The sequence below is a fragment of the Micromonospora sp. AMSO1212t genome (assembly GCF_008868145.1).
Taxonomy (GTDB): Bacteria; Actinomycetota; Actinomycetes; order Mycobacteriales; family Micromonosporaceae; genus Micromonospora; species Micromonospora tulbaghiae.
Genome location: NZ_WBKS01000103.1, coordinates 1 through 22,066 on the forward strand (window position 1 = coordinate 1; position 22,066 = coordinate 22,066).

The 22,066-nt window shown below is 72.9% G+C and carries 18 protein-coding genes; 6 read left to right on the forward strand and 12 right to left on the reverse strand.

Features of this window, described 5'->3' with window-relative positions:
- Positions 1-638 precede the first annotated feature (638 nt).
- The 4 genes from F8279_RS22200 to F8279_RS22215 form a co-directional block, all read right to left on the reverse strand.
- On the reverse strand, positions 639-2,102 hold the full coding sequence (locus F8279_RS22200; protein WP_151500940.1) for a P1 family peptidase: 1,464 nt from the start codon (positions 2,100-2,102) through the stop codon (positions 639-641).
- A 191-nt stretch (positions 2,103-2,293) separates the two neighbouring features.
- Complete coding sequence (locus F8279_RS22205; protein WP_225853368.1) at positions 2,294-3,010, reverse strand: FadR/GntR family transcriptional regulator; 717 nt, start codon at positions 3,008-3,010, stop codon at positions 2,294-2,296.
- 154 nt (positions 3,011-3,164) lie between these two features.
- Entirely contained in the window at positions 3,165-3,569 is a 405-nt protein-coding gene (locus F8279_RS22210) for an Asp23/Gls24 family envelope stress response protein (RefSeq protein WP_091422729.1), read from the reverse strand.
- A gap of 92 nt (positions 3,570-3,661) precedes the next feature.
- On the reverse strand, positions 3,662-5,800 hold the full coding sequence (locus F8279_RS22215; protein WP_225853369.1) for an ABC transporter permease: 2,139 nt from the start codon (positions 5,798-5,800) through the stop codon (positions 3,662-3,664).
- A gap of 143 nt (positions 5,801-5,943) precedes the next feature.
- Between F8279_RS22215 and F8279_RS22220 the strand changes: the two genes are divergently transcribed.
- Positions 5,944-6,588 (forward strand): TetR/AcrR family transcriptional regulator, encoded by a 645-nt coding sequence (locus tag F8279_RS22220; RefSeq protein WP_091422724.1) that lies wholly within the window; start codon positions 5,944-5,946, stop codon positions 6,586-6,588.
- Positions 6,589-6,627: 39 nt separating this feature from the next.
- Here the strand turns inward: F8279_RS22220 and meaB are convergent, their stop codons facing one another.
- Both meaB and F8279_RS22230 read right to left on the reverse strand, forming a co-directional pair.
- On the reverse strand, positions 6,628-7,563 hold the full coding sequence (gene meaB, locus F8279_RS22225; RefSeq protein ID WP_225853370.1) for a methylmalonyl Co-A mutase-associated GTPase MeaB: 936 nt from the start codon (positions 7,561-7,563) through the stop codon (positions 6,628-6,630).
- A 78-nt stretch (positions 7,564-7,641) separates the two neighbouring features.
- Positions 7,642-8,835: an acetyl-CoA C-acetyltransferase gene (locus F8279_RS22230; RefSeq protein WP_091422716.1), complete on the reverse strand. Its 1,194-nt coding sequence runs from the start codon at positions 8,833-8,835 to the stop codon at positions 7,642-7,644.
- A gap of 62 nt (positions 8,836-8,897) precedes the next feature.
- Between F8279_RS22230 and mce the strand changes: the two genes are divergently transcribed.
- The 5 genes from mce (at position 8,898) to F8279_RS22255 (ending at position 16,199) form a co-directional block, all read left to right on the forward strand.
- Complete coding sequence (gene mce / locus F8279_RS22235) at positions 8,898-9,362, forward strand: methylmalonyl-CoA epimerase (protein WP_091422713.1); 465 nt, start codon at positions 8,898-8,900, stop codon at positions 9,360-9,362.
- A 281-nt stretch (positions 9,363-9,643) separates the two neighbouring features.
- A complete protein-coding gene (gene ccrA, locus F8279_RS22240; RefSeq protein WP_091422709.1) occupies positions 9,644-10,999 on the forward strand; it encodes a crotonyl-CoA carboxylase/reductase in 1,356 nt (451 codons plus the stop codon).
- Between the two features lie 263 nt (positions 11,000-11,262).
- Positions 11,263-12,513: a DivIVA domain-containing protein gene (locus F8279_RS22245; RefSeq protein WP_091422707.1), complete on the forward strand. Its 1,251-nt coding sequence runs from the start codon at positions 11,263-11,265 to the stop codon at positions 12,511-12,513.
- Positions 12,514-12,685: 172 nt separating this feature from the next.
- Positions 12,686-14,743 (forward strand): hypothetical protein, encoded by a 2,058-nt coding sequence (locus tag F8279_RS22250; RefSeq protein ID WP_151500941.1) that lies wholly within the window; start codon positions 12,686-12,688, stop codon positions 14,741-14,743.
- 199 nt (positions 14,744-14,942) lie between these two features.
- On the forward strand, positions 14,943-16,199 hold the full coding sequence (locus F8279_RS22255; protein WP_151500944.1) for an AI-2E family transporter: 1,257 nt from the start codon (positions 14,943-14,945) through the stop codon (positions 16,197-16,199).
- A 4-nt stretch (positions 16,200-16,203) separates the two neighbouring features.
- Here the strand turns inward: F8279_RS22255 and F8279_RS22260 are convergent, their stop codons facing one another.
- The 6 genes from F8279_RS22260 to F8279_RS22285 form a co-directional block, all read right to left on the reverse strand.
- The gene (locus F8279_RS22260) at positions 16,204-17,013 is read right to left on the reverse strand and encodes an alpha/beta hydrolase (protein WP_151500942.1); all 810 of its coding nucleotides are present in this window, start codon (positions 17,011-17,013) and stop codon (positions 16,204-16,206) included.
- 67 nt (positions 17,014-17,080) lie between these two features.
- Entirely contained in the window at positions 17,081-17,413 is a 333-nt protein-coding gene (locus tag F8279_RS22265) for a hypothetical protein (protein ID WP_091422696.1), read from the reverse strand.
- A gap of 61 nt (positions 17,414-17,474) precedes the next feature.
- The gene (locus F8279_RS22270; RefSeq protein ID WP_091422693.1) at positions 17,475-18,524 is read right to left on the reverse strand and encodes a hypothetical protein; all 1,050 of its coding nucleotides are present in this window, start codon (positions 18,522-18,524) and stop codon (positions 17,475-17,477) included.
- Positions 18,521-19,015, reverse strand: a complete 495-nt coding sequence (locus F8279_RS22275) for a SigE family RNA polymerase sigma factor (protein WP_091422691.1) — start codon at positions 19,013-19,015, stop codon at positions 18,521-18,523. The genes F8279_RS22270 and F8279_RS22275 overlap by 4 nt, the downstream gene beginning before the upstream one ends.
- A 41-nt stretch (positions 19,016-19,056) precedes the next feature.
- Positions 19,057-20,847 (reverse strand): 3-hydroxyacyl-CoA dehydrogenase family protein, encoded by a 1,791-nt coding sequence (locus F8279_RS22280; protein WP_151500943.1) that lies wholly within the window; start codon positions 20,845-20,847, stop codon positions 19,057-19,059.
- A gap of 123 nt (positions 20,848-20,970) precedes the next feature.
- Positions 20,971-22,035, reverse strand: coding sequence for an alpha/beta fold hydrolase (locus F8279_RS22285; protein ID WP_091422685.1), 1,065 nt, complete (start codon positions 22,033-22,035; stop codon positions 20,971-20,973).
- Positions 22,036-22,066: the final 31 nt, after the last annotated feature.

A 22,066-nucleotide genomic window follows, 5' to 3' on the forward strand; every position in this document is an offset into this window, starting at 1 on the left:
GATGGGTATAAGAGACAGGTGCAAGATCAACGGGTCGGGGGGATCCCGGGGAGCTGCCGCCCTGCTGGGGCGGCGCGGCGACGGCCTTCGGGGGCGAGCGAGGCGCCGTGCCGGCCCGGGGCGCACACGAGGACAGTCGAGTTGATGGCGCAGGCGTGGAGCCTTGCGTTGTCCGGACGCCGGGCCTCGACACGGGCATCGCCGAGCAGGCTCGCGTTACCCGGACGCGGGGGCGTCGACACGGGCATCTCCGAGCCGGGCTGGACAGCCCCGGGGTCCGGCGACGGCGCGGCGCAGCACCTGGCCGAGGACAGCGCGCTCCCGCTCACCTGGCCGAGGCGTCCAGCACGTCCAGCACGCACGCCCAGGAGCTGTCCTGCTCTGAGGTGTGCGGCCCGTGAACGCACCACTCCGTCGATCTTGAAGTTGTGGCGCCCAGGATGTCCCGTGAGCGAGATGCGCGGGGTGCCACAACTCCAAGATCGACGAGAAAGCCCCCGAGCGCAGCCCCGAGCGCAACAGGCGCGCTGGACGGGCGGGCCCGGGAACGACGTGAGGCGGGCCCCGTCCGGGTGGACGGGACCCGCCTCGATCGTCACGCGCCTACGGTGCCGGCGTGAGGTGAGACAGCGGTTGTGTCAGCTGAGCCGGCCGGACGGCGCCCGGCGACGACCCCGCAGGTGCATGCCCAGCAGGCCGACAGCGAGGATGCCCGCGGCCAGCAGGCCCGTGGTCACGCCCGTGGAGAGCGTGGGGCCACCGGTGTTGCCGGAGGCGAGGACCATGCCGTTCTGCGACTCCTGCTCAGTGGTGTTGCCCGCCGGAGCGGCCTTGGGCTTCGGCTTCGGCTTGTCCTTGCCGTTGTCGGCACCGGCCGGCGCGGGGACCGGGGTCTGGGCCAGCGCCTGCGACGCCTGGGCGAAGGTCTGCGGGGTCACGTCCGGGGCGTTGCCCTGCGTACGCCACTGCTTCAGCTGCTTCATGCCCTTGCAGGCCGAGGGGTAGCGGTCGCAGTAGCTGGTGGTGTTGCCGATGCTCTCGGACGAGAGGACCGCCTTGGCGATGGCACGGGCCAGCGTGCTGGCGCCGGCGTTGAAGATGGCGTTCAGCTGACGGGTGTCGGCCGGGTCGTTGATCTGGAGCGCCTCGCCCTTGCCGGTGGACACGGCGAACACGGTGTCACCGTCGCCGAGGGTGTGGATCGGGCTGATCGCGCGGGCCATGCCGTCGTGCGCGTTGCCGGACATGCGCTGCGCGGCGGCCTTCTCCAGCGGGGCGTTGGTGGCCACCACGGCGATCGTGGTGTTGGCCGGCTGCTCGGCGGCGGCGGCCGGCGGGGTCGGCGGGTTGCACTCCTTCTTCTTGGGAGCCTTGTACCCGGCGAACTCGTCACCGATGCCGTACTTCACGCCGTACAGGGTGCAGTCGGCCGGGTCGACCGGGGAGCCGGCCGGGTTGACGATCACCATCGCGCCGACGTAGATGCCGTCGCCGAGGTGGACGCTCGCGGTGCCGACGCCGCCGCGCATGCCGCCGCCACGGGCGCCGGTGCCGCCGCCGACGCCGCCCTGACGGACCGGACCGTCCGAGGTGGCCTGCGCCGCGAGGTAACCCCACTCGGCGGAGGTACGGGCCTTCGGGTCGCCGCCGCGGCCGAGGTCGAAGATGTCCGCGGCCGGCACGATCGGGGCCACGCCTCCGGCGCCGACGCGTACGCCCTCGCCCCGGTCCTCCAGCCAACGGATGATGCCGTTGGTGGCCGACAGCCCGTACATGCTGCTGCCGCCGAGCTGGATCGCGTTGACGCCCGGGTTGGAGTTGAGCGGGCTGAGCAGGTCGGTCTCCTTGGTGGCGGGGGCGCCACCACGCTGGTCCACACTCGCCACCGACATCTGGGGCATGTAGACGACCGAGGTGCCGGTCAGGTACGGAGCGGTGTCGGACTGGACCTGACCGACCTGGATGCCGGGGACGTCGGTGATGGCGTTGTGGGCGCCCGGGGCGCCGGCGGCGGGGTTGGCCGACGCGGGCGACGCGACGAGCACGAGTCCCGGACAGACCAGGGCTGCCGCGGCGAGCGCGGCGAATCTGGACGACTTCATGCAGCTTCTCCCATGTGAAGCGGTGCGACCTCCGCCCCGATCCGGGGCGGTCGATGCATTGGGCAACTGGTGGTCCCCCGTGGTACACGACGAGATGTGGGGGAGGCTACTGGTCAGACCAGTTGAAGGGAAGAGCCTGCTCAGCTAATGGCCGACTCGGATAATCCGAGGTCAGGCCACATCAGGCGGATTCAGAGCAATACGTCCACCATCGAGCGCCGCGCCTCCGGCACGTACTCGGCGTAGTAGCGGTGCAGTTCCTCGCGGGTCAGCCGGGTGACCTCGTCGGCCTCTCCGGCACGCATCGCGTCGAGGACGCGGCGGTGGTGGGCCAGCGTGCGCTCCATCAGCGCCTCGCGGTCCGGAGCCTCGGCGAGCTTGGTGGAGATCAGGTCCAGCACCATGCTCCGGACCGCGTCGAGGCAGAGCACGAGCAACTCGTTGCCGGACAGCCGGGCGACGTGCTCGTGGAAGCGGACGTCGGCCGCGCTGAAGGCCTCGTAGCCGTCGGCCACCGCGTCCCGCATACCCGCCAGCGCCTGCTCCAGCTCGTCCAACTCGGACGGTGACGCCATCCGGGCGGCGACGGAACCCGCCGCCGACTCGATGATCATCCGGAACTGGAGGAGCTCCGCCACACCGAGCCGCCGGCTGTCCACGACCCGGGCGAACAGCTTGCGCATCGCCGAGGCGGTGGAGGCGATCACCTGCGGCCCGAGGGGGTCTCCGGGGCGGGAGCGGACCAGGCCGCTGCTCTCCAGCACGCGCAGCGCCTCACGCACCGTGGACCGGCTGACGTCGAACTGCGTCGTCAGCTCGCGCTCGCTCGGCAGCCGGTCCCCCGGCCGCAGATCCCCGGCGGCGATCCGCTCCTCGACCTGCCGGACGATCCCCTCGTACGCCCTCACGGTGCGCACTGGAGCGAACGAGACACCCTTCGGCATGGCGAACCTCCCGACGCGCGGCGGCCTCGCGCCGCTGGGAACAACGGTACGGTGCATCGACCCGTCCGGTGGTCAGCCCCCGCCCGTCGCGACGAGTACGCAGGCCGGGCGGCGCGCGTCAGGCGGTGGGCGTACCCATCGCCACGTCGTCGACCTTGATGTTGATCTCGTCGACCCGCAGGCCGTACGCCTCGACGGCGGACGCGACAGCGATGCGCACCTCGTCGGTCACCTGCGGAACCGGGTGGCCGGCCTCGATCACGAGGACCAGGTTGATCACGGCCGCGCCGTTGGTGACGTGGGCCGTGCAGCCCCGCCGGGCGTCGCCGACCTGGTCGAGCCCGACCCGGTCGAGCACCGCGTTGAAGAACCGGGCCACGTCACCGCCCAGCTCCGCCACGCCGGGCACCCCTCTGGCGGCGGCCACCGCGATCTTCTCCACCACCTCGTCGGAGACGTGCGTGGTCCCGCCCGCCACCGCGTCCGGCGTCACCTGAAGTTCCTGGGTCGCCTCGTCAGCCATGCTCTCCCACCCGTCGCACCGCCCCACGCGGTCGGCGTGGGGCGGTGCGAGCGTACTGGACGAAGGCGGTCCGCAGTGGACAGCCGCCCGGTTCAGCGCGCCCCGGCCGGCGCCGGCTCGCCGATCCCGTCCAGCCCGCCGGAGGTGCCCGGCACCGGGTGCGGCCCGCCGCCACCCGCTGCCTGCTCGCGACGCCGGAGCCACCGGTCGACGCCGAGGTTGAGCAGCAGGCCGACCGCGGCCCAGACCGCCACGACGGCCAGGTTCCGCCCGACGCCGACCCCGCCGAAGTAGATCAGCGACCGGGCCGTGTCCACAGCGGCGGGCAGCGGCAGGACGCCCTGGAGCATCCGGAAGAACTCCGGCACCATGTAGATCGACAGGCCGCCGCCGGACGCGGGCACGCCGGCCATCATCAGCACCACCATCATCGGGACGATCGCGGCGAGGCCGAAGGTACGGGTGAACACGGCGGTCACCAGCGACACGGCGAAGATGGTGAGCGCGCCGAAGCCGATCATCTCCAGGGCGTGCCCGTTGACCGCGCCGATGATCACGTCGAACAGCAGCCACAGCCAGGCGGACATGCCGATCGCCCAGCCGCCGAGGATCGGCAGGAACTGGCGCAGCCGCCGGATGTGCGGCGCCCCGCCGCGGAGCACTGCCAGCATCAGGAAGCCGGACATGATCCAGGACATGCCGACGTACAGGCTGTTGCTGCCCATCGTGTCGGTCTCGCTCAGCGGCGACACGTCGGTGACCACCAGTGGCATCTGCTGCCCGGCCGCCACCTGCTGGAACATCGCCTGGACCATGGTGTGCTGGCTGGACCCCGCGGCCGACGACGAGTACAGCACGGCCTCGCCACCGGGCGTGGACGGCAGCACGTACGCGGCGACCAGGTCACGCGCGAGGATGCGTTCCCGGGCCTCGTCCACCGATGCGGCCACCGAGATGTCGGCGACGCCGTTCAGGCCCGCCCGCAGCCCGGCGGCGGCCCGTTCGGCCTGCTCCGGGACGGCGGCGACCACCGCGACCGGGATGTCGTGGGGCTCCGGCTTGTGCATGGAGAAGCTCATCAGGCCCACCACGACGACGAGGATGCTCAGCGGGAACGCCGCGACCGTCGCATACCGGAATCGCTTGGACCGCGGCGGCCCGCCGGCGAGCGCGGGCAGCGGCGTGTCCGGGCCGTCGACCTGCGGCGCCTGCGGGATGGGCGCCCCGCCGCGCTCCTTGAGCAGGCAGAGCAGCACGGCGGCGACGATCCACGCGGCGAGCGTCAGCAGGTGGACGCCCATTCCCCGCCCGTCGAAGTAGAGCGCCGACCGCAGTGCCTCGCCGGCCGCCGGCAGGGGCAGTACGCCGTGCAGGAACTGGAAGAAACCGGGCATCGTGTGGACCGGCAGCGCCAGGTTCGACGCGGGCATGCCGAACACGACGAAGAGCAGCATCCCGAGCAGGACCGCCAGCGGCCCCATCAGCTTGGTGAACAGCAGTTGGGCGAGACCGACGGCGGCGGTGGCGAGCATGCCGACGCCGAGGAACGTGAGGTAGTGGCCGTCCACCGCGCCGACGACCGGGCCGAGGATCAGCCAGACGATCGTGCTGGTCAGCGCGGACCAGCCGGCGACCAGCGGGACGAACCGCCGCAGGCGCAGCAGGTGGGGGGTGGCCATCAGGAGCAGGCTCAGCGGCACGTAGCCGGCGAGCATCATGCCCATCGCGGCGAACAGCACGGCGATACCGGCCCGGTCCTCGTCGGGCAGCGCCGCGACCTCCTCGGTCGTGGCCGTCCACTGCTGCTGCACCGCGACCGGGGCGAGGAGCTGCTGGGCGGTGGCGGCGCCGGAGGCCCCGGCGGCCGACGCCGCGAAGATCGTCGCCTGGTCCGACCCGGCGGCCGGGAGTTGCAGCGCACCGCTGATCTCCCGGTCCCGCAGCAGTTCGACCGCGGCTTCCCGGGACGTCACCAGCCGGGCCTCGACCGGCTCTCCCGGGGTGGCGTTGAGCGCGTCCACGACGCCCTGCGCCTGGGCGCCGCTGCCGACCACCGCCACCGGCATCTGCCGGGGGTGTGGCGAGTGCATCGTCGCCATGTAGGTCGCGAACATCATCGTGACCATGAGGAACGGCATGACGAAGAGGGCGACCGAGCGGATGATCCGCTCCTTGCGGTCGGCGGCGTTCGGCTCGGCGGTCGCCGGGTCGGTGGTGGACGGCACAGGCATGCTCCGGACTGGGTTCGCGGCCGCGTCGGCGGCCAGAATGTAAGTCAACTGACTTACGCAGTGTAGGTGACGACGGCGCCGGACGGCGAAACGACTAGGTTTGGCCTGCGCCACAGTCGCGGTCCACGAGGAGAGGTGCGGTCATGGCACGGTCGGAGGCAGCCCGCGTCGCGCTGCTCGACGCGGCCGAACGCCTGTTCGCCGAGGAGGGGATCGCCCAGGTCTCCGACCGCCGGGTGGCCGAGGTGGCGGGCAACACCAACCACTCCGCGGTGCGCTACTACTTCGGCGGCCGGGAGGGCCTGCTGCGGGCCCTGATCGCCCGGCACATGGACGCCCTCGCCGAACCCCGCCGGGCGATGCCCGAGCAGCCCGACTCGGTCCTCGGCGACGTACGCAGCCTCGTGCAGCCGTCCATGGCGGTGCTCGCGAGCCTGCCCCGGCCGAGCTGGCGGGCACGTTTCCTCGCCCAGGCCCTGCACGACCCGACGCTGCGGGTGCTGATGCGCGAGGCGTTCGAGTCGGCCTTCGTCGACCTGCCGGTCCGCGCCTCACTGGCGTCGCGCCTGGCGCACCTCGATCCGGGGGTGGTGGCCGGTCGGGCGGCCCTGATCGCCCGCATCGTCATGACCGCCACCGCCGAGGTCGAGGCCCGCGCCGAACAGGACGGGCAGGACCCGCGCTGGCTGGACGTCGGGGACTTCCTCGCCGACGCCATCGCCGGCATGCTGGCGGCTCCGGTCAGCCGGCCCGGAGCCCCCAATCCGCTGACCGCCGCGGAACTCTGAGCCCGGAGGCGGGCCGACGGAACCCGGCGGCCCGACCCTTCAGGAGCCGAGCTGGGCCAGCAGCTCGTCGGCCGCCGCGTACGGGTCGATGGCGCCCTCGGCCACCTTGGCCGCGAGCGTCGGGAGCTGCGTACCGTCGCGCAGCGAGCCGATCCGGGCGCGCAGCGCGCCCAACGCGATGGCCTCGATCTCGGCGGCGGCCCGTGCCTCCCGGCGGCGGCGCAGCTCGCCGTGGCGCTCCAGCCAGTCGCGGTGCTTGTCGATCGCGGCGGCGATGTCGTCGATGCCCTCGCCGCGGGCGGCGATCGAGCGCACCACCTGCGGACGCCACTCCCCCGGCGCGCGCTCGCCGAGCGCGATCATGCCCTGGATGTCGCGGACCGTGGCGTCCGCGCCGTCCCGGTCGGCCTTGTTGACCACGAAGACGTCGGCGATCTCCAGGATGCCGGCCTTGACCGCCTGGATCGCGTCACCCATGCCCGGCGCGAGCAGCACGAGCGTGGTGTCGGCCAGCGAGGCCACCTCCACCTCGGCCTGCCCGACGCCGACGGTCTCGACGAGCACCACGTCGCAGCCCGCGCCCTCCAGCACCCGCACCGCCTGCGGCGTCGCCGCGGAGAGCCCGCCCAGGTGGCCCCGGCTGGACATCGAGCGGATGTAGACGCCCGGGTCGGTCGCGTGGTCCTGCATCCGGACCCGGTCGCCGAGGATCGCGCCGCCGGTGAACGGGCTGGACGGGTCGATCGCCAGCACGCCGACCCGGTGACCGCGCGCCCGCAGCGCCCGGACCAGCTCGTTCGTGGTGGTCGACTTGCCCACGCCGGGCGAGCCGGTCAGGCCGACCACCTGGGCGTGCCCGGCGTACGGCGCGAGGGCCGCCGCGACCTGCGGCAGCACCTCGTCGCCGGACTCGACCAGCGTGATCAGCCGGGCCACCGCGCGGGGGTCACCCGCGCGGGCCCGTTCCACCAGCATGGGTACGTCCCGGCTGCGGCGCACCGGGCCGGTGGCCGCCGCCGGGGCGTTCTGTGCATCGTTCACAGGTATCAGCAATCAGCTCTCGGCGCCGTTCGGCACGTGGATGATCAGCGCGTCGCCCTGCCCGCCACCGCCGCAGAGCGCCGCCGCGCCGGTGCCGCCGCCGCGCCGCTTCAGCTCCATCGCGAGCGTGAGTACGAGGCGGGCGCCGGACATGCCGATCGGGTGGCCGAGCGCGATCGCGCCGCCGTTGACGTTCACCTTGTCGGCGCTGATCCCGAGGTCACGGGCGGACTGGATGCCGACCGCCGCGAACGCCTCGTTGATCTCGATGAGGTCGAGGTCCTCGATGCTCAGGCCGCCCTTCTTCAGGGCGTGGTTGATCGCGTTGGACGGCTGCGAGTGCAGGGAGTTGTCCGGGCCGGCCACGTTGCCGTGCGCGCCGATCTCGGCCAGCCAGGTCAGGCCCAGCTCCTTGGCCTTCGCCTTGCTCATCACGACCACGGCGGCGGCGCCGTCGGAGATCGGCGAGGAGCTGCCGGCGGTGATGGTGCCGTCCTTGGTGAAGGCGGGACGCAGCTTTCCGAGCGACTCGGCGGTGGTGTCCGGGCGGATGCCCTCGTCCTCGCTGATCACCAGCGGGTCGCCCTTGCGCTGCGGGATGACCACCGGGGTGATCTCGTCGCCGAAGTGGCCGTTCTTCTGCGCGGCGGCGGCGCGCTGGTGGCTGGCCGCGGAGAACGCGTCCTGCTCCTCGCGGGTGATGCCGTGCTTCGCGCCGTGCCGCTCGGTGGACTCGCCCATCGAGCAGCAGTCCCAGGCGTCGGTGAGGCCGTCGAGAGCCATGTGGTCCTTGACCGTCACGTCGCCGTACTTGTAGCCGGAGCGTTGGCCGAGCAGCAGGTGCGGGGCGTTGGTCATGGACTCCATGCCGCCGGCCACCACGACGTCGAACTCACCGGCCCGGATGAGCTGGTCGGCGAGCGCGATCGCGTCCAGCCCGGAGAGGCAGACCTTGTTGATGGTCAGCGCCGGGGTGGACATCGGGATGCCGGCCTCGACGGCCGCCTGCCGGGCCGGGATCTGCCCGGCGCCGGCCTGGAGCACCTGGCCCATGATCACGTACTGGACCTGCTCGGGCGCGACGCCGGCGCGCTCCAGGGCCGCCTTGATCGCGATGCCACCGAGCCTGGTCGCGGGGAGGTCCTTGAGGTTGCCCAGCAGGCGCCCCATGGGGGTCCGCGCGCCGCTGACGATCACCGAAGCCATTGCCTGCCTCCGAGGGGGTGCCGACCTGTACGCCTTAACGATTGTTCGGTCAGACTAGCGTCATGGCTGAGAACTCCCCCGTCGAGCCCGCTGCCGAGTTTGTCACAGACATCGGCCTGCGCCGCATCGACCACGTCGGGATCGCCGTGGCCGACCTGGACGCCGCGATCGACTTCTACCAGCGCACGTTCGGGATGCGCTGCGTGCACACCGAGACCAACGCCGAGCAGGGCGTACGCGAGGCGATGCTCGCGGTCGGGCCGGACGCCTCCGGCGGCATGGTGCAGCTGCTCGCCCCGCTCTCGCCGGACACCACGATCGGCAAGTTCCTGGACAAGCGCGGGCCGGGCATCCAGCAGGTCGCGTACACGGTGGCGGACATCGACGTGGCCTGCGCGGCGCTGCGCGAGCGCGGCGTACGGCTGCTCTACGACGCGCCCCGGCGCGGAACCTCGAACTCCCGGGTCAACTTCGTGCACCCCAAGGACGCCGGCGGCGTGCTGATCGAGCTGGTCCAGCCGGCCTGACGTGCGTGGAGGGGGTCGGTCACGGCCCCCTCCCGGCATGTGGGAACGCGCGCGGCAGTGCGCGCTTGCACGTTCCCACGGACACCTCCACGCATCGGTCGATGCAGTTTTTCACAGAGGGCTTCCCGCTTTAGCTACCGTTCAGTAACGTCCGCCCGAACAGCAGCGGCGACCGGTTGCCGAATGTGTCGATTGCCGACATGGCGGTCCCGTCGCACCGGCGCCGACGATGGCAGCACCCCTGCCCGCGTCGTGCGGGTGTGGACTAACGGGAGGTCACCGTGCAGGACATCCTCGAAGCGATCATGGCGGCGGAGGGTTCGTCGCAGCCGGAGCGGGAGCTCGCCGGCCTCGCCGCCCTGCCCGTGCCGGAGAGCTACCGGGGCGTGGTGGTGCGTGCCGAGGACACCCGCATGTTCGAGGGCATGGCCACCCGCGACAAGGACCCGCGCAAGGCGCTGCACGTGCAGGAGGTCCCCACCCCCGAGCTGGGCCCGGGTGAGGCCCTGGTCGCGGTGATGGCCAGCGCGATCAACTACAACACGGTGTGGACGAGCATCTTCGAGCCGCTGCCCACCTTCAAGTTCCTCCAGCGCTACGGCCGGCTCTCCGAGCTGACCCGCCGCCACGACCTGCCGTACCACGTGGTCGGCTCGGACGCCGCCGGCGTCGTGCTGCGCACCGGGCCGGGCGTGACCAAGTGGAAGGCCGGCGACGAGGTGGTCGCGCACTGCCTGTCGGTCGAGCTGGAGGACTCCGCCGGCCACGACGACACCATGCTCGACCCGCAGCAGCGGATCTGGGGCTTCGAGACCAACTTCGGCGGCCTGGCCGAGCTGGCGGTGGTCAAGGCCAACCAGCTGATGCCGAAGCCGCGCCACCTGAGCTGGGAGGAGGCGGCCAGCCCCGGGCTGGTCAACTCCACCGCGTACCGGCAGCTCGTCTCGCACCACGGCGCGAACATGAAGCAGGGCGACGTGGTGCTGATCTGGGGCGCCTCCGGCGGCCTCGGCGGCTACGCCACCCAGATGGCGCTCAACGGCGGCGCGATCCCGGTCTGCGTGGTCTCCTCCCCGGAGAAGGCCGAGCTGTGCCGCAAGATGGGCGCCGAGCTGGTCATCGACCGCACCGCCGAGGGGTTCAAGTTCTGGTCCGACGAGCAGACCCAGGACCAGAACGAGTGGCGCCGCTTCGGTGAGCGCATCCGCGAGCTGACCGGCGGCGAGGACCCGGACATCGTCTTCGAGCACCCGGGCCGGGAGACGTTCGGCGCCAGCGTCTACGTCGCCAAGAAGGGCGGCACGATCGTCACCTGCGCCTCCACCAGCGGCTACATGCACCAGTACGACAACCGCTACCTGTGGATGCACCTCAAGCGGATCGTCGGCAGCCACTTCGCCAACTACCACGAGGCGTGGCAGGCCAACCGGCTGGTCGCGCTCGGCAAGGTGCACCCGACCGTGTCGAAGACGTACGCGCTGGAGCAGACCGGCCAGGCCGCGTACGAGGTGCACCGCAACGCGCACCAGGGCAAGGTCGGCGTGCGGTGCCTCGCCCCCGCCGACGGGCTCGGCGTCCGGGACGTCGAGATGCGTTCGCGGCACGAAAGCGCCATCAACCGGTTCCGCGGTCACTGACCGTACGGTCGTACCGGATTGCCTTTCCGGTCGATCCGGGCACCATTCGACTGACGTACGCAACAAAGGGCCGCGGGTTCCGACCCGCGGCCCTTTTCGCGCCACCTTCCCCGGGACGCCCCACTCGACCGACCCGCGCGGGAGCTGCCAAGATCGCCGATTGGTCCGGTCCAGGCGGCCAGCGGAGTTGACCATGTAAACAGGACGCGAAAGCTGCCGACCACTCTTGCGAACCACCCTGGGGCGTCTGCCACTATGTCCCAATGCCCCAGCAGCAGTCCTCCCCTCTTGCGTTCTTCGATAACGCGAACTCACAGCCAGATTTCACCGTCGGCCTGCGTGGTTACAACACCAACCAGGTCGACGACTTCATCGGCCGCCTCAGCGCCGCCCTGAGCCAGTCCGAGCAGGCCCGCGCCGAGGCCGAGCAGCGGATGAACGACGCGCAGCGCCGCCTGCGGCAGGCCGAGCAGCGCCAGAGCGCGCTGGAGCAGAAGCTCACCGAGACCAACAAGCAGCTCGAGGAGAACAGCCGGCCGACGCTGTCCGGCCTGGGCACTCGCGTCGAGCAGATCCTGCGGCTGGCCGAGGAGCAGGCGAACGACCACCGCAACGAGGCCAAGCGCGAGTCGGAGGGCATCCTCTCCGCCGCCCGCCTCGAGGCGCGTGAGATCACCGACAAGGCGCGCGCCGAGGCCGCGGCCATGAAGGCGACCGCCGAGCGTGAGGCCGGCAGCGTCCGCACCGCCGCCGAGCGCGAGGCCGCCGAGGTCCGGGTGCAGGCCCGCCGCGAGGCCGACACGCTGCGCGCCGACGCCGACCGCGAGACCAAGCAGCTGCGTACGGTCACCGCGCACGAGGTGGCCGAGCTGAAGTCGACCGTCGAGCGCGAGGTCGCCACGCTGCGCGCCACCGCCGAGCGGGAGATCACCCAGCAGCGGGCCAAGGCCGCCCGGGAGGCCGAGGAGAAGCGGGCCGAGGCGACCAAGCTGCTCACCGACGCGCGCGACAAGCGCGACAAGGACCTCCAGGCCCTGGAGCTGCAGCTCGCCGAGCGGCGGGAGAAGGCCGAGCGCGAGGAGTCGGAGCGGCACGCCGCCCAGGTCACGCAGACCCAGAAGCTGGTCAACGAGGCCGAGCAGCGGGCCCGTGCCGCCCAGGAGCGGGCCAAGGAGATCGAGCAGCGGGCCGAGGCCCGGCGGGTCGAGTCCGAGCGCACCGCCAACGACACCGTCGACAAGGCCAAGGCGCTCGCCGACAAGACGCTCAACGAGGCGCGCGCCGAGGCGCAGCGGGTGCTCAACGAGGCCCGCACCGAGGCCGAGCTGACCACGCAGGCGGCCCGCCGCGAGGTCGAGGACCTCACCCGCCAGAAGGACGCGGTCACCTCGCAGCTCGGGCAGATGCTGTCCGGCCTGGCCGGCATCGTGCCGGGCGTGCCGGCCGGCGCCAAGGCCGAGACGCCGAAGGCGGACGCCTCCGGGCAGAAGGTGACGGCCGAGTCGGCCGGCTGATCGAAACACCCGCTGTCGGGGGCATGAGCCACGGCGCGGGGTGACGCCGGGTGACCGGTGTCGCCCCGCGCCGTCATGCTTGTGCGGCCCGTTTCGCCAGGAGGGTGAAGTAGCTCCCAGAAGGGGCGTCCGTATCGCCCCAGCAGAGCCGGATGCGTGTGAGGATGGGGGCATGTCGCACGGCGAGGAACTGTTCGCGCTCGGCGGGGACGTGACGACGGAGCCCAGCTTCGAGTCCGCCCTGCGGGGGTACGAGAAACGGCAGGTCGACCGCTACGTCGCTCGCGCGGAGCACGAGATCGCGGCGTTGACCACCGAGCGGGAACAGGCGTACACCCAGATCCACAAGCTGGCCGGTCAGGTCGAGGTGCTCCAGCGCGACCTGGCCCAGGTGCGCAAGCAGGCGGCGGTGGTGGACCGGGCGTCGTTCCGGCACCTGGGTCCGCGCGTCGAGCAGATCCTCACCATGGCCGAGGAACAGGCCGACGAGATCCTCGGCGCCGCCAACGAGGAGATCGAGGCCCGCCGCGCCGCCGCCGAGCACATCGTCGAGGAGGCCCGGGAGCAGGCCGCCCAGGCGCTCAAGGACTTCGAGATCGCGCTGGCCGCCCGCAGGGCCGAGGAGGAGCGGCACACCGCCGCCCGCAAGGCCGAGGCCGAGGCCACGCTCAAGGCCGCCAAGGACGAGTCCGCGCAGCTGCGCAAGGCCGCGCAGGACGAGTCGACGAAGCTGCGGACGGCAGCACAGGACGAGGCCGAGAAGCTGCGCCGGACCGCCCAGGACGCACTGGCGAAGGCACAGCAGGAGGCCACCCAGCTCCGCGACACGGCCAAGGAGATCCACGCCCGGGCCCAGCAGGAGGCCGCGCGGCTGCGCGAGGCGGCCAAGGAGGCGCTGGCCAAGGCCCAGCAGGAGGCGAGCCAGCTCCGCGAGGCCGCCAAGGAGGTGCACGCCAAGGGCCAGCAGGAGGCCAAGCGGCTCACCGACGCCGCCGCCGAGGCCGGCCGGGCCACACACGCCAAGGCGCTGGCCGAGGCCAAGAAGATCGTGGACGACGCGGAGGAGGCCGCCAAGGCCACCCGCGGCCGGGCCCGCACCGAGGCCAACCGGCTCACCACCGAGGCCGCCGAGGCCGGCAAGCGCAACCGCGCCGAGGTCGAGGCGTACGTGCAGCGCATGCGCACCGAGACCGAGGCGTACGTGCAGCAGTCCCGCGCGCAGACCCAGCAGGAGCTGGGCGCGTGGCGGGCCGGGGTGGAGAAGGAGGTCGCCGAGCGGCGGGACGGCGCGGAGAAGGAGCTGGCCCAGCGCCGGGCCGCCGCCGAGCAGGAGTTCGCCAAGCGCCGCGACGAGCTGGACAACCAGCACGCCAAGCGGCAGGAGGAGCTGGAGCAGGCGTACACCACGCGGCGCGACGAGATCGAGCGCACCGCCGCCGACGTCCGGCAGGCCGCCGAGGCCGACGCGCTGGGCATGCGGCAGCAGGCCGAGCTGGAGGCCGCCGAGCTGCTGCGCCGCGCCGAGGCGGACGCCACCGCGCAGCGCCGCAAGGCCGACGAGCACGTCGCGGCCTCGCGCCGCCAGTTCGAGGAGTACGCGGCCACCACCCAGCAGCATCTCGCCACCACGCAGCAGCACCTGGCCGCCACCCAGCAGGAGGTGGCCGCCGGCCGGCAGCAGCTCGCCGGGGTGATGCTGGAGATCGCCAAGGCCCAGCAGGAGCTGGCCGACCTGCGTACCGAGACCTGGAAGTCGCGACAGGAGTCCGACGACCTGCAACGACGGCTCGCCGATCAGCGGCGTGACGCCGACTCGGCCGGGATCGCGGCCACCCCGGTCGACCCGGGCGACCTCGCCACCGCCGCCTCCGGGCGGGCCGGCGACGACGGCGGCGAGCCCGCCGACATCCCGGTCGGCAGCGGTGCGCCGGTGGCCGCGAAGGGCGCCGCCACGACGGCCCCCGACGGCGCCGGACCGGCGAAGGGCGACGGCGAGCCGGCCGAGACGGGCAAGGCGAAGCCGGTCGGTGAGCCGGTGACCACGATGGACTCCCCCGCCGGCGCGGGCGTCGACGGGGAGCCCACTGTCGCAGCCGTACCGGGCGAGGGTGGCCGGGGCGCCACCCCGACGAAGATCACCAGCACCGGCGAGAACGGCAAGCGCCCGACCAAGCCGACCACCGACGAGCGCAGCGCGAAGCCCAGCACCGTCACCGTCGACAAGGACTGACCCCCCGTCGCCGGGCGCTTCCGCGTCCCGGCGGTGTGGCGTGCCCGTCCTCGGCGGACGCCACCGCCCCGACGGAGCGTGGCAGTGGGATGGCTCGCGCGTGCGGCGGCGACTACCCTGCGGGCAGGGGTCCGCACGCCGGCAGGCGCGGGCCGTGGACGTCTACCCCGGCGCGGGCCGGGGCTGCGGGGAGGCACGGGTGTCGCAGGAGGGCTCCGCCGCCCGGGACGACGAGGCCGCCTCGTCAGTGGACGGGGACGCCTCCCGTTCCCCCGCCGAAGACGCGCGGCCCCGAGACGCCGACCCGGCCGAGGCGAACGCGGGCACCGGCGCCACGAAGAGCGCCCGGACCGCCACGGAAAGCCGGGCGGTCGCCGCGGATGTCGAGCCGGGTGAGTTCGAGCCGAGCGGGCGCTTCGGCGTACCGGGGCGGCCGCTGCGGCGCAGCGCCTTCCTGATCGGGTTCACCGGCGCGCTCGGCGTGCTGCTGGCGTACGCGCTGTTCCTGGGCATCCGCAACGCCGCCGGCATCCTGGTGCTCGTGGTGATCGCGCTGTTCCTCGCGGTCGGCCTGCACCCGGCGGTGGTCCGGCTGTGCAAGTGGGGCGTGCCGCGCGGCCTGGCCGTGGCGGTGGTGACCCTCACCCTGCTGCTGCTGATCGTCGCCGGTCTGCTGGCGCTGGTGCCGCCGGTGGTGACCCAGTCCGGCCAGTTCATCCAACAGCTACCCGGCTACGTCGAGGAGCTGCGCCGCAATCCCACTGTCAACGACCTCGTCATCCGGTACGACGTGATGGAGCGGGTCCAGGCGGCGGCGAACGCGGACACGGTCGGGCGGGCGCTCGGCGGTGTCCTCGGCGGCGCGCAACTGATCTTCGGGACGATCTTCCGCCTGCTCACCGTGCTGGTGCTGACGATCTACTTCCTGGCCTACTTCGACAAGCTGCGCGAACTCGGGTACGCGCTGGTGCCGCGCTCGCGCCGGCAGCGGGTCCGGCTGATCGGCGACGAGATCCTCACCCGGGTCGGCGCGTACATGGTCGGCGCACTGGCCATCGCGGTGCTGGCCGGGGTGAGCACGTTCGTGTTCGCGCTGGCGGTCGGCCTGCCGTACCCGTTCGCCCTCGCCGTGGTGGTCGCGGTGACCGACCTGATCCCGCAGATCGGCGCGACGCTCGGCGCGGTGGTGGTGACGCTCGTCGGGCTCGCCACAGACCTGCCCGTGGGCATCGCCTGCCTGGTGTTCTTCGTGCTCTACCAGCAGGTGGAGAACTACCTGATCTATCCGAAGGTCATGCGCCGGGCGGTGTCGGTCAACGAGGTGGCCGCGTTGCTCGCCGCGCTGCTCGGAGTGGCGCTGCTGGGCGTGGTTGGCGCGCTCATCGCGATCCCCACCGTCGCCGCGTTGCAGCTGATCCTGCGCGAGGTGGTGCTACCCCGCCAGGACGCCCGCTGAGCCGTTACTCGGCGCTCCGCTGGGCCGGGCCGGGCACCGGGGTGTCCGCGAACGCGGCGACGGTGCGGTCGGCGTACGCGCTGGCGTCGCCGGTCTCCATCGGGCCGTCCCAGGTCGTCGGCAACGGCAGCGGTACACCGGGGGCGACCCGCCGGACGATCTCGTCCAGCACCTTCTCCGCGTCGCCGACCCAGAGGTGCTTGGCACCGTCCACGCCCACCACCTCGGCCTGCGGCACGGCGGCGAACCGCTCCCGGGCCTCCTCCGGGCGCAGGTAGTCGTCGAACTCGGGAACCAGGGCGGTCAGCGGCTTGCCCGTCTCGGCCCAGACCGCCAGGTCCTCCGGCGCGGAGTAGCGCAGCGGCGGGGAGAGCAGGATCGCGCCCGCCACCGCCGGGTCGCAGCCGTACTTCAGCGCCAGGTCGGTGCCGAACGACCAGCCGACGAGCCAGATGTTCGGCAGCTCGTGGAACTCGGCGTACTCGATCGCGGCGGCCACGTCGAACTTCTCGCCGACCGCGCCGTCGAACGCACCCTCGCTGGTGCCGCGGACGCTGGTGGTGCCCCGCGTGTTGAACCGGAGCACCGCGAGGCCGGCCAGCGCGGGCAGCCGCCAGGCCGCCTTGCGGAACACGTGGCTGTCCATCATCCCGCCGTGGGTGGGCAGCGGATGCAGGCAGACCAGCGTGGCGGCCGGTTCGCGGTCCAGCGGCCGGGCCAGCTCGCCGACGAGCGTCAACCCGTCGGCCGTGTGCAGCTCGATGTCCTCCCGGCGGCCGGGCAGGATCGACGACGCGCGAATCGGAGTGCTCACGCCTGCCAGTCTCCCGCGTCGGCGGCCCCGCCGCCCAGTGGGACGGGAACCGGGTGATCCAGATCGCTCAGCCGTAGCGCGGGGCGCCCCGGCCGCGCTGGAGGTTCGGTCCGCGCCGGTCACGGGCCCGCCAGCAGCCGGAGTGCCAGTGCCTGCGGTCGGTCAGGTCACCCCGGTCGTCGGCCGGCCAGGCCACCAAGTGCGCCACGCCCGGGCGGATCTCCTGGTCACAGCCGGGACAGCGGTACGTCTTGACTGATGCGCCGCCGCTGATCGCGCGTACCTGCCAGTCGCCGTCGCGCCACTGCTGCACGGTCGGCACGCCGTGGCGGGCACGCTCGGCGTCCAGGCCGGGGCCTTCTTCCCGGCGAGGGCGGTTGCGACGGGGGCTCACGGTCACCAAGCGTACGGTCCGCCGGCCGGACCGGCCCGAGTCGGGCGGCCGGCCGGCGGACGAGCGCTCAGTCCCAGGTCTCCGGGCGGGTCGGGTCCGGCGCAACCTGGACGCCGCCCAGCACGAGCGCCGCGTCAAGTTTGTCGAACCCCTGCTCCGGCCAGCCGTAATCGGCGAGCAGGCGCGACTTCGGCACGCCCAGCAGCTCGATCCGGTCCTGTGCCGAGTAGAGGTGGGCGGGACGCCCGCCGATCGTCATGTTGCGGTCCACGGTTTGTGGCGAGATCTCGGCCGCGTACTGGTAGGAGACGCTCATCTGGTGGTTGTCGGCACGGGCGATGTTGAACCGGGCGGTCACCAGCCGCGGGAAGCCGGTCACGTTGACCCGGCAGCTGGCGACCCGGGCGCCGTCCGGCACGGTCGTGACGCGGACCGGAGCACCACAGCGGCGCGCCTCGGTCAGCCGCAACGCCTCGGCCGCGACGGTCAGCGCCGTGTCCTGTTGCGCCGACACGCTGGCCCGCGCGTACAACCCGGGCACCGGTCGCCACTGCCGGACCTGGATCGGCATCCCGTCGACGGTCAGCGTGCTGGTCCGGCCGTCGAACGCCGCCTCCTCGGCGAGCGCAGCGACCTCGAACGGCACCCCCTCGGCGCTGGCATCCCGCAGCGTCTGCGACGAGCGCGCCAGCTCGACGGTGACCTTCCGCCCGTCGCCGACGTCCAGCCCGACGGTCTCCCGGCCCTGCGACGCCTCCCAGCTCAGGTAGCGGACCCGGGTGGTGTCGACGCCGAAGTGCAGCACCCCGGCGTCGGTGCCGACGACCTCCGGCGCGGCCGCCGCGCCCGGCGCGGCCCGCATCAGCGGTGGCGCTGCCCCATCCGGCACGGCCGGGGCGGCCGGGCCGGTGAGCGGCCGGTCCACGCCCGGCAGGCCCGGAACGACGGTGAGGCCGCCGAGCAGCGCGACCAGGGCGAGACCACCGAACACGGCCCGGCGACGGCGTAGCCGACGGCGGCCACCCGTCACGGCCCCGGCGGTCAGCCGGTCGATGTCCACGGCGCCCTCGGCGTGCTCCCGCAACACTGAGGCGATCCGCTGGTCGAGGTCGGTCACGGCCGGCTCCCCTTGGTCATCGGGACGCCGCAGCGCTCCCGGAGGTGGGCGAGCGCCCGCATCGCGTGGGTGCGGACGGTGACCGGGGAGCAGTCGAGGATCTGGGCGATCGTGGCGTCGTCCAGATCCTCGTAGTAGCGCAGCACAAGCACGGCGCGCTGACGGTCCGGGAGGGCGCGGATCAGCCGCCACATCTCGTCCCGATCGGCCGCCTCGCCGCCGAGGTCGCCACGCTCGGGCCGGTCGGCGAACGTGTCCACCGCCAGCTCGCGGCTGGACCGCCGCCGCCACCAGGACGTGTTCGCGTTGACGAGCATCCGCCGCACGTACACGTCGGGCCGGTCGGCGCGGGCGATCTTCCGCCAGTGCACGTACGCGCGCGCCAGCACGTCCTGCGTCAGGTCCTCGGCCCGGTGCGCGTCACCGGTCAGCAGCCGGGCCAGACGCAACAGAGCCGGGCCGCGGCTGCCGACGTACTCCTCGAAGGTCACACCTCGAAGACGCCGTCACCGGGCCCGGCTGTTGACAGCGGTCAGCGCCGGGTGTGGTCGCGGAAGCCGCGGCCGGACTTGCGGCCCAGGTAGCCGGCCGTGACCAGGTGCTCCAGCAGCGGCGCCGGGGCGAAGCCGGGCTCGCGCAGCTCCAGGTACAGCTCCCGCTGGATGGCCAGCGAGACGTCCAGGCCGACCACGTCGAGCAGCTCGAACGGGCCCATCGGGTAGCCGCAGCCGAGCTTCATGGCGTAGTCGATGTCGTCGGCGGTCGAGTAGCTGGCCTCCAGCATCTTCACCGCGTCGTTCAGGTACGGGAACAGCAGCGCGTTGACGATGAACCCGGACCGGTCGCCACAGACCACGCCGGTCTTGCCGAGCTTCGCGCAGACCGCGCGGGCGGTGGCCGACGTCTCGGCGGAGGTGCGGATGGTCTGCACGATCTCCACCAGCGGCATGATCGGCGCCGGGTTGAAGAAGTGCAGGCCGACCACGTCGGCGGGGCGCTGGGTCGCCATCGCCACGTCGATCACCGGCAGCGACGAGGTGGTGGTGGCGAGCACGACGCCGGGCTTGCAGATCTCGTCGAGGCTGGCGAACAGCGCCTTCTTGACGCTCAACTCCTCGATCACGGCCTCGACCACCAGGTCGACGTCGGCCAGGTGCTCCAGCGTCGCGGACCAGGTGATCCGGCCGAGCGCCTCGTCCCGGTCGGTCTCGCTGAGCTTGCCCCGCACCACGCCCTTGTTGAGCGAGGTCTTGACCGCCTCGCAGACCTTCGCGGACTTCTCCGCGCCCCGGGTCACCGAGACGACCTCGTACCCGGCCTTGGCGAACACCTCGATGATGCCGGTGGCCATGGTGCCGGAGCCGACCACGCCGACCTTCGCCATGGCGCGGGCGCCGTCGGCGAGCGCGGCGTCCGCGGCGAGCGGCGTGTACTCGTCGGGTACGACCTTCGGCGAGCCCGGCCGCTCGTAGGTGTAGAAGCCGCGACCCGACTTCCGGCCCAGCAGACCGGCGGTGACCATCTGCTTGAGCAGCGGGGCCGGGGCGTGCCGGCGGTCCCGGCCGCCGCGCCGGTACATCGTGTCGAGGATCTCGTACGCGGTGTCCAGGCCGATCAGGTCCATCAGCGCGAGCGGGCCCATCGGCAGGCCGCAGCCGAGCTTCATGGCGGCGTCGATGTCCTCGCGGGTGGCGTAGCGGGCCTCGAACATGCCGACCGCGTGGTTCAGGTAGCCGAACAGCAGCGCGTTGGCGATGAAGCCGGCCCGGTCGCTGATCGTCACGTCGACCTTGCCGAGCCGCTCGCAGAGCGCTTCCACGTCGGCGACCACGTCGGCGGAGGTGACCACCGTGCGGACCACCTCGACCAGCTTCATCACCGGGGCCGGGTTGAAGAAGTGGATGCCGATGACCTGGTTGGGCCGGGTGGTGGCGACGGAGATCTCGGTGACGCTCAGCGAGGACGTGTTGGTGGCGAGGATCGCCTCGGGCTTGCAGATCCGGTCCAGCTCGGCGAAGATCCGCTGCTTGAGGTCCAGGTGCTCGGGCACCGCCTCGATCACCAGGTCCACGTCGTGCAGCGCGTCCAGCCCGACCCGGAAGTCGACGCGGGCCAGCAGGGCGTCCCGCTCGGCCTCGGCGAGCTTGCCCTTGGCGACGGCCCGGTCCGTGGAGCCGGTGAGCGTGGCCCGGCCGCGCTCCAGCGCCCCGTCGGAGATCTCGACGGCTGTGACGTCGACGCCGTTGCGGGCGAACACCTCGACGATGCCGGCACCCATGGTGCCCAGACCCACCACGCCCACCCTGGTGAACTCCCGCGCCACGACCGGCCTCCCCTGGCTCGACTCCGCCGTTCGCGACATGAACGGCCGCTAAGGTTATGCGCCGGAGTCTGCCACGTGACGCTGTGTTGTCGAGACGCCGTGGGATATTTCACGCACCGCGCCTCAGCCGGTGGCGTTCTCCCCGGCCAGCGCCAGCAGTTCGGCGACGAACTCCGCCGGCCGCTCCAGGTGCGGGCTGTGCCCGCAGCCGGGCAGCACCACCTCCCGGTACGTCCCGCCGGCCGCCGCGTACCGCTCCAGCACCTCGCGGGTCTGCCCCACCATCGGCTGCGGCGGGCACTCCCCGGCGCCGGGCCAGCCGGGCACCACACCGAGCTGACCGAGGTACGCCAGGTCGAACAGCGAGGTGTCCGAGACGATCACGTCGGCGTCGCCGCGTACCCAGGTCACCGGCGGCTTGCCCGGCACGGCGACCAGCTCGTCGGCGAGCCGGAAGTGGGCCGGGGCGAGCGCGTTGAGCACGCCGCGCCGCCCGGCCGCGGTCCCCGGCCAGTGCGGCGAGGCGACAGCGGTGCCCGGGTAGTTGTCGTCCCCCGTGACGGTGGTCAGCATGCTCTCCAGCAGCAGGTCCTCGTCGTCGCCGAGCGACGCCGGGTCGGCCACGTACGCGGCACGCAGCACCGCCCGCGGGCTGGTCGGGCCGTCCGCGCCCCGGTCACCGGCGGCGAGCCGGGCCACGAAGTCGGGGTTCGCGCCACCGGCGCCGGTGCCCGCGAAGTCGGGCGTGGTGGGGGTGCCGTCGAGGTCCCGGGTACCGCCGAAGCCGTACGGGGACACCGGCGCCTCCAGCAGCAGCCCGGCCAACCGCGCGGGGTGGCCGACGAGCAGCCGCATCGCCACCCCGCCGCCCAGCGAGTGCCCGGCCACCACCGGCCGGGCGCCGGGCGGGAACAGCCCGGGGGCGTCCAGCAGCGCGGCCACGTCGTCGGCGAAGTCGTCCAGCCCTCGGGTGGCGTCGACCGGCGCGCTGTCGGTCTCGCCGTAGCCGCGCAGGTCGGGGGCGACCACCCGCAGCGTGTCCGGCAGCCGGGCCAGCAACGGTTCCCAGAACGCGGAGGAGGAGACGTTGCCGTGCACCAGCAGCACCGGCACGCCGTCCGGTGGGCCGGCCACGCGGACCGCCTGGGTGATGCCGTTGGCCTGGACAGTGAGCCGTGCGCTGCGCATCCGCGCATGCTGGCACGCGCCCCCACCCCCG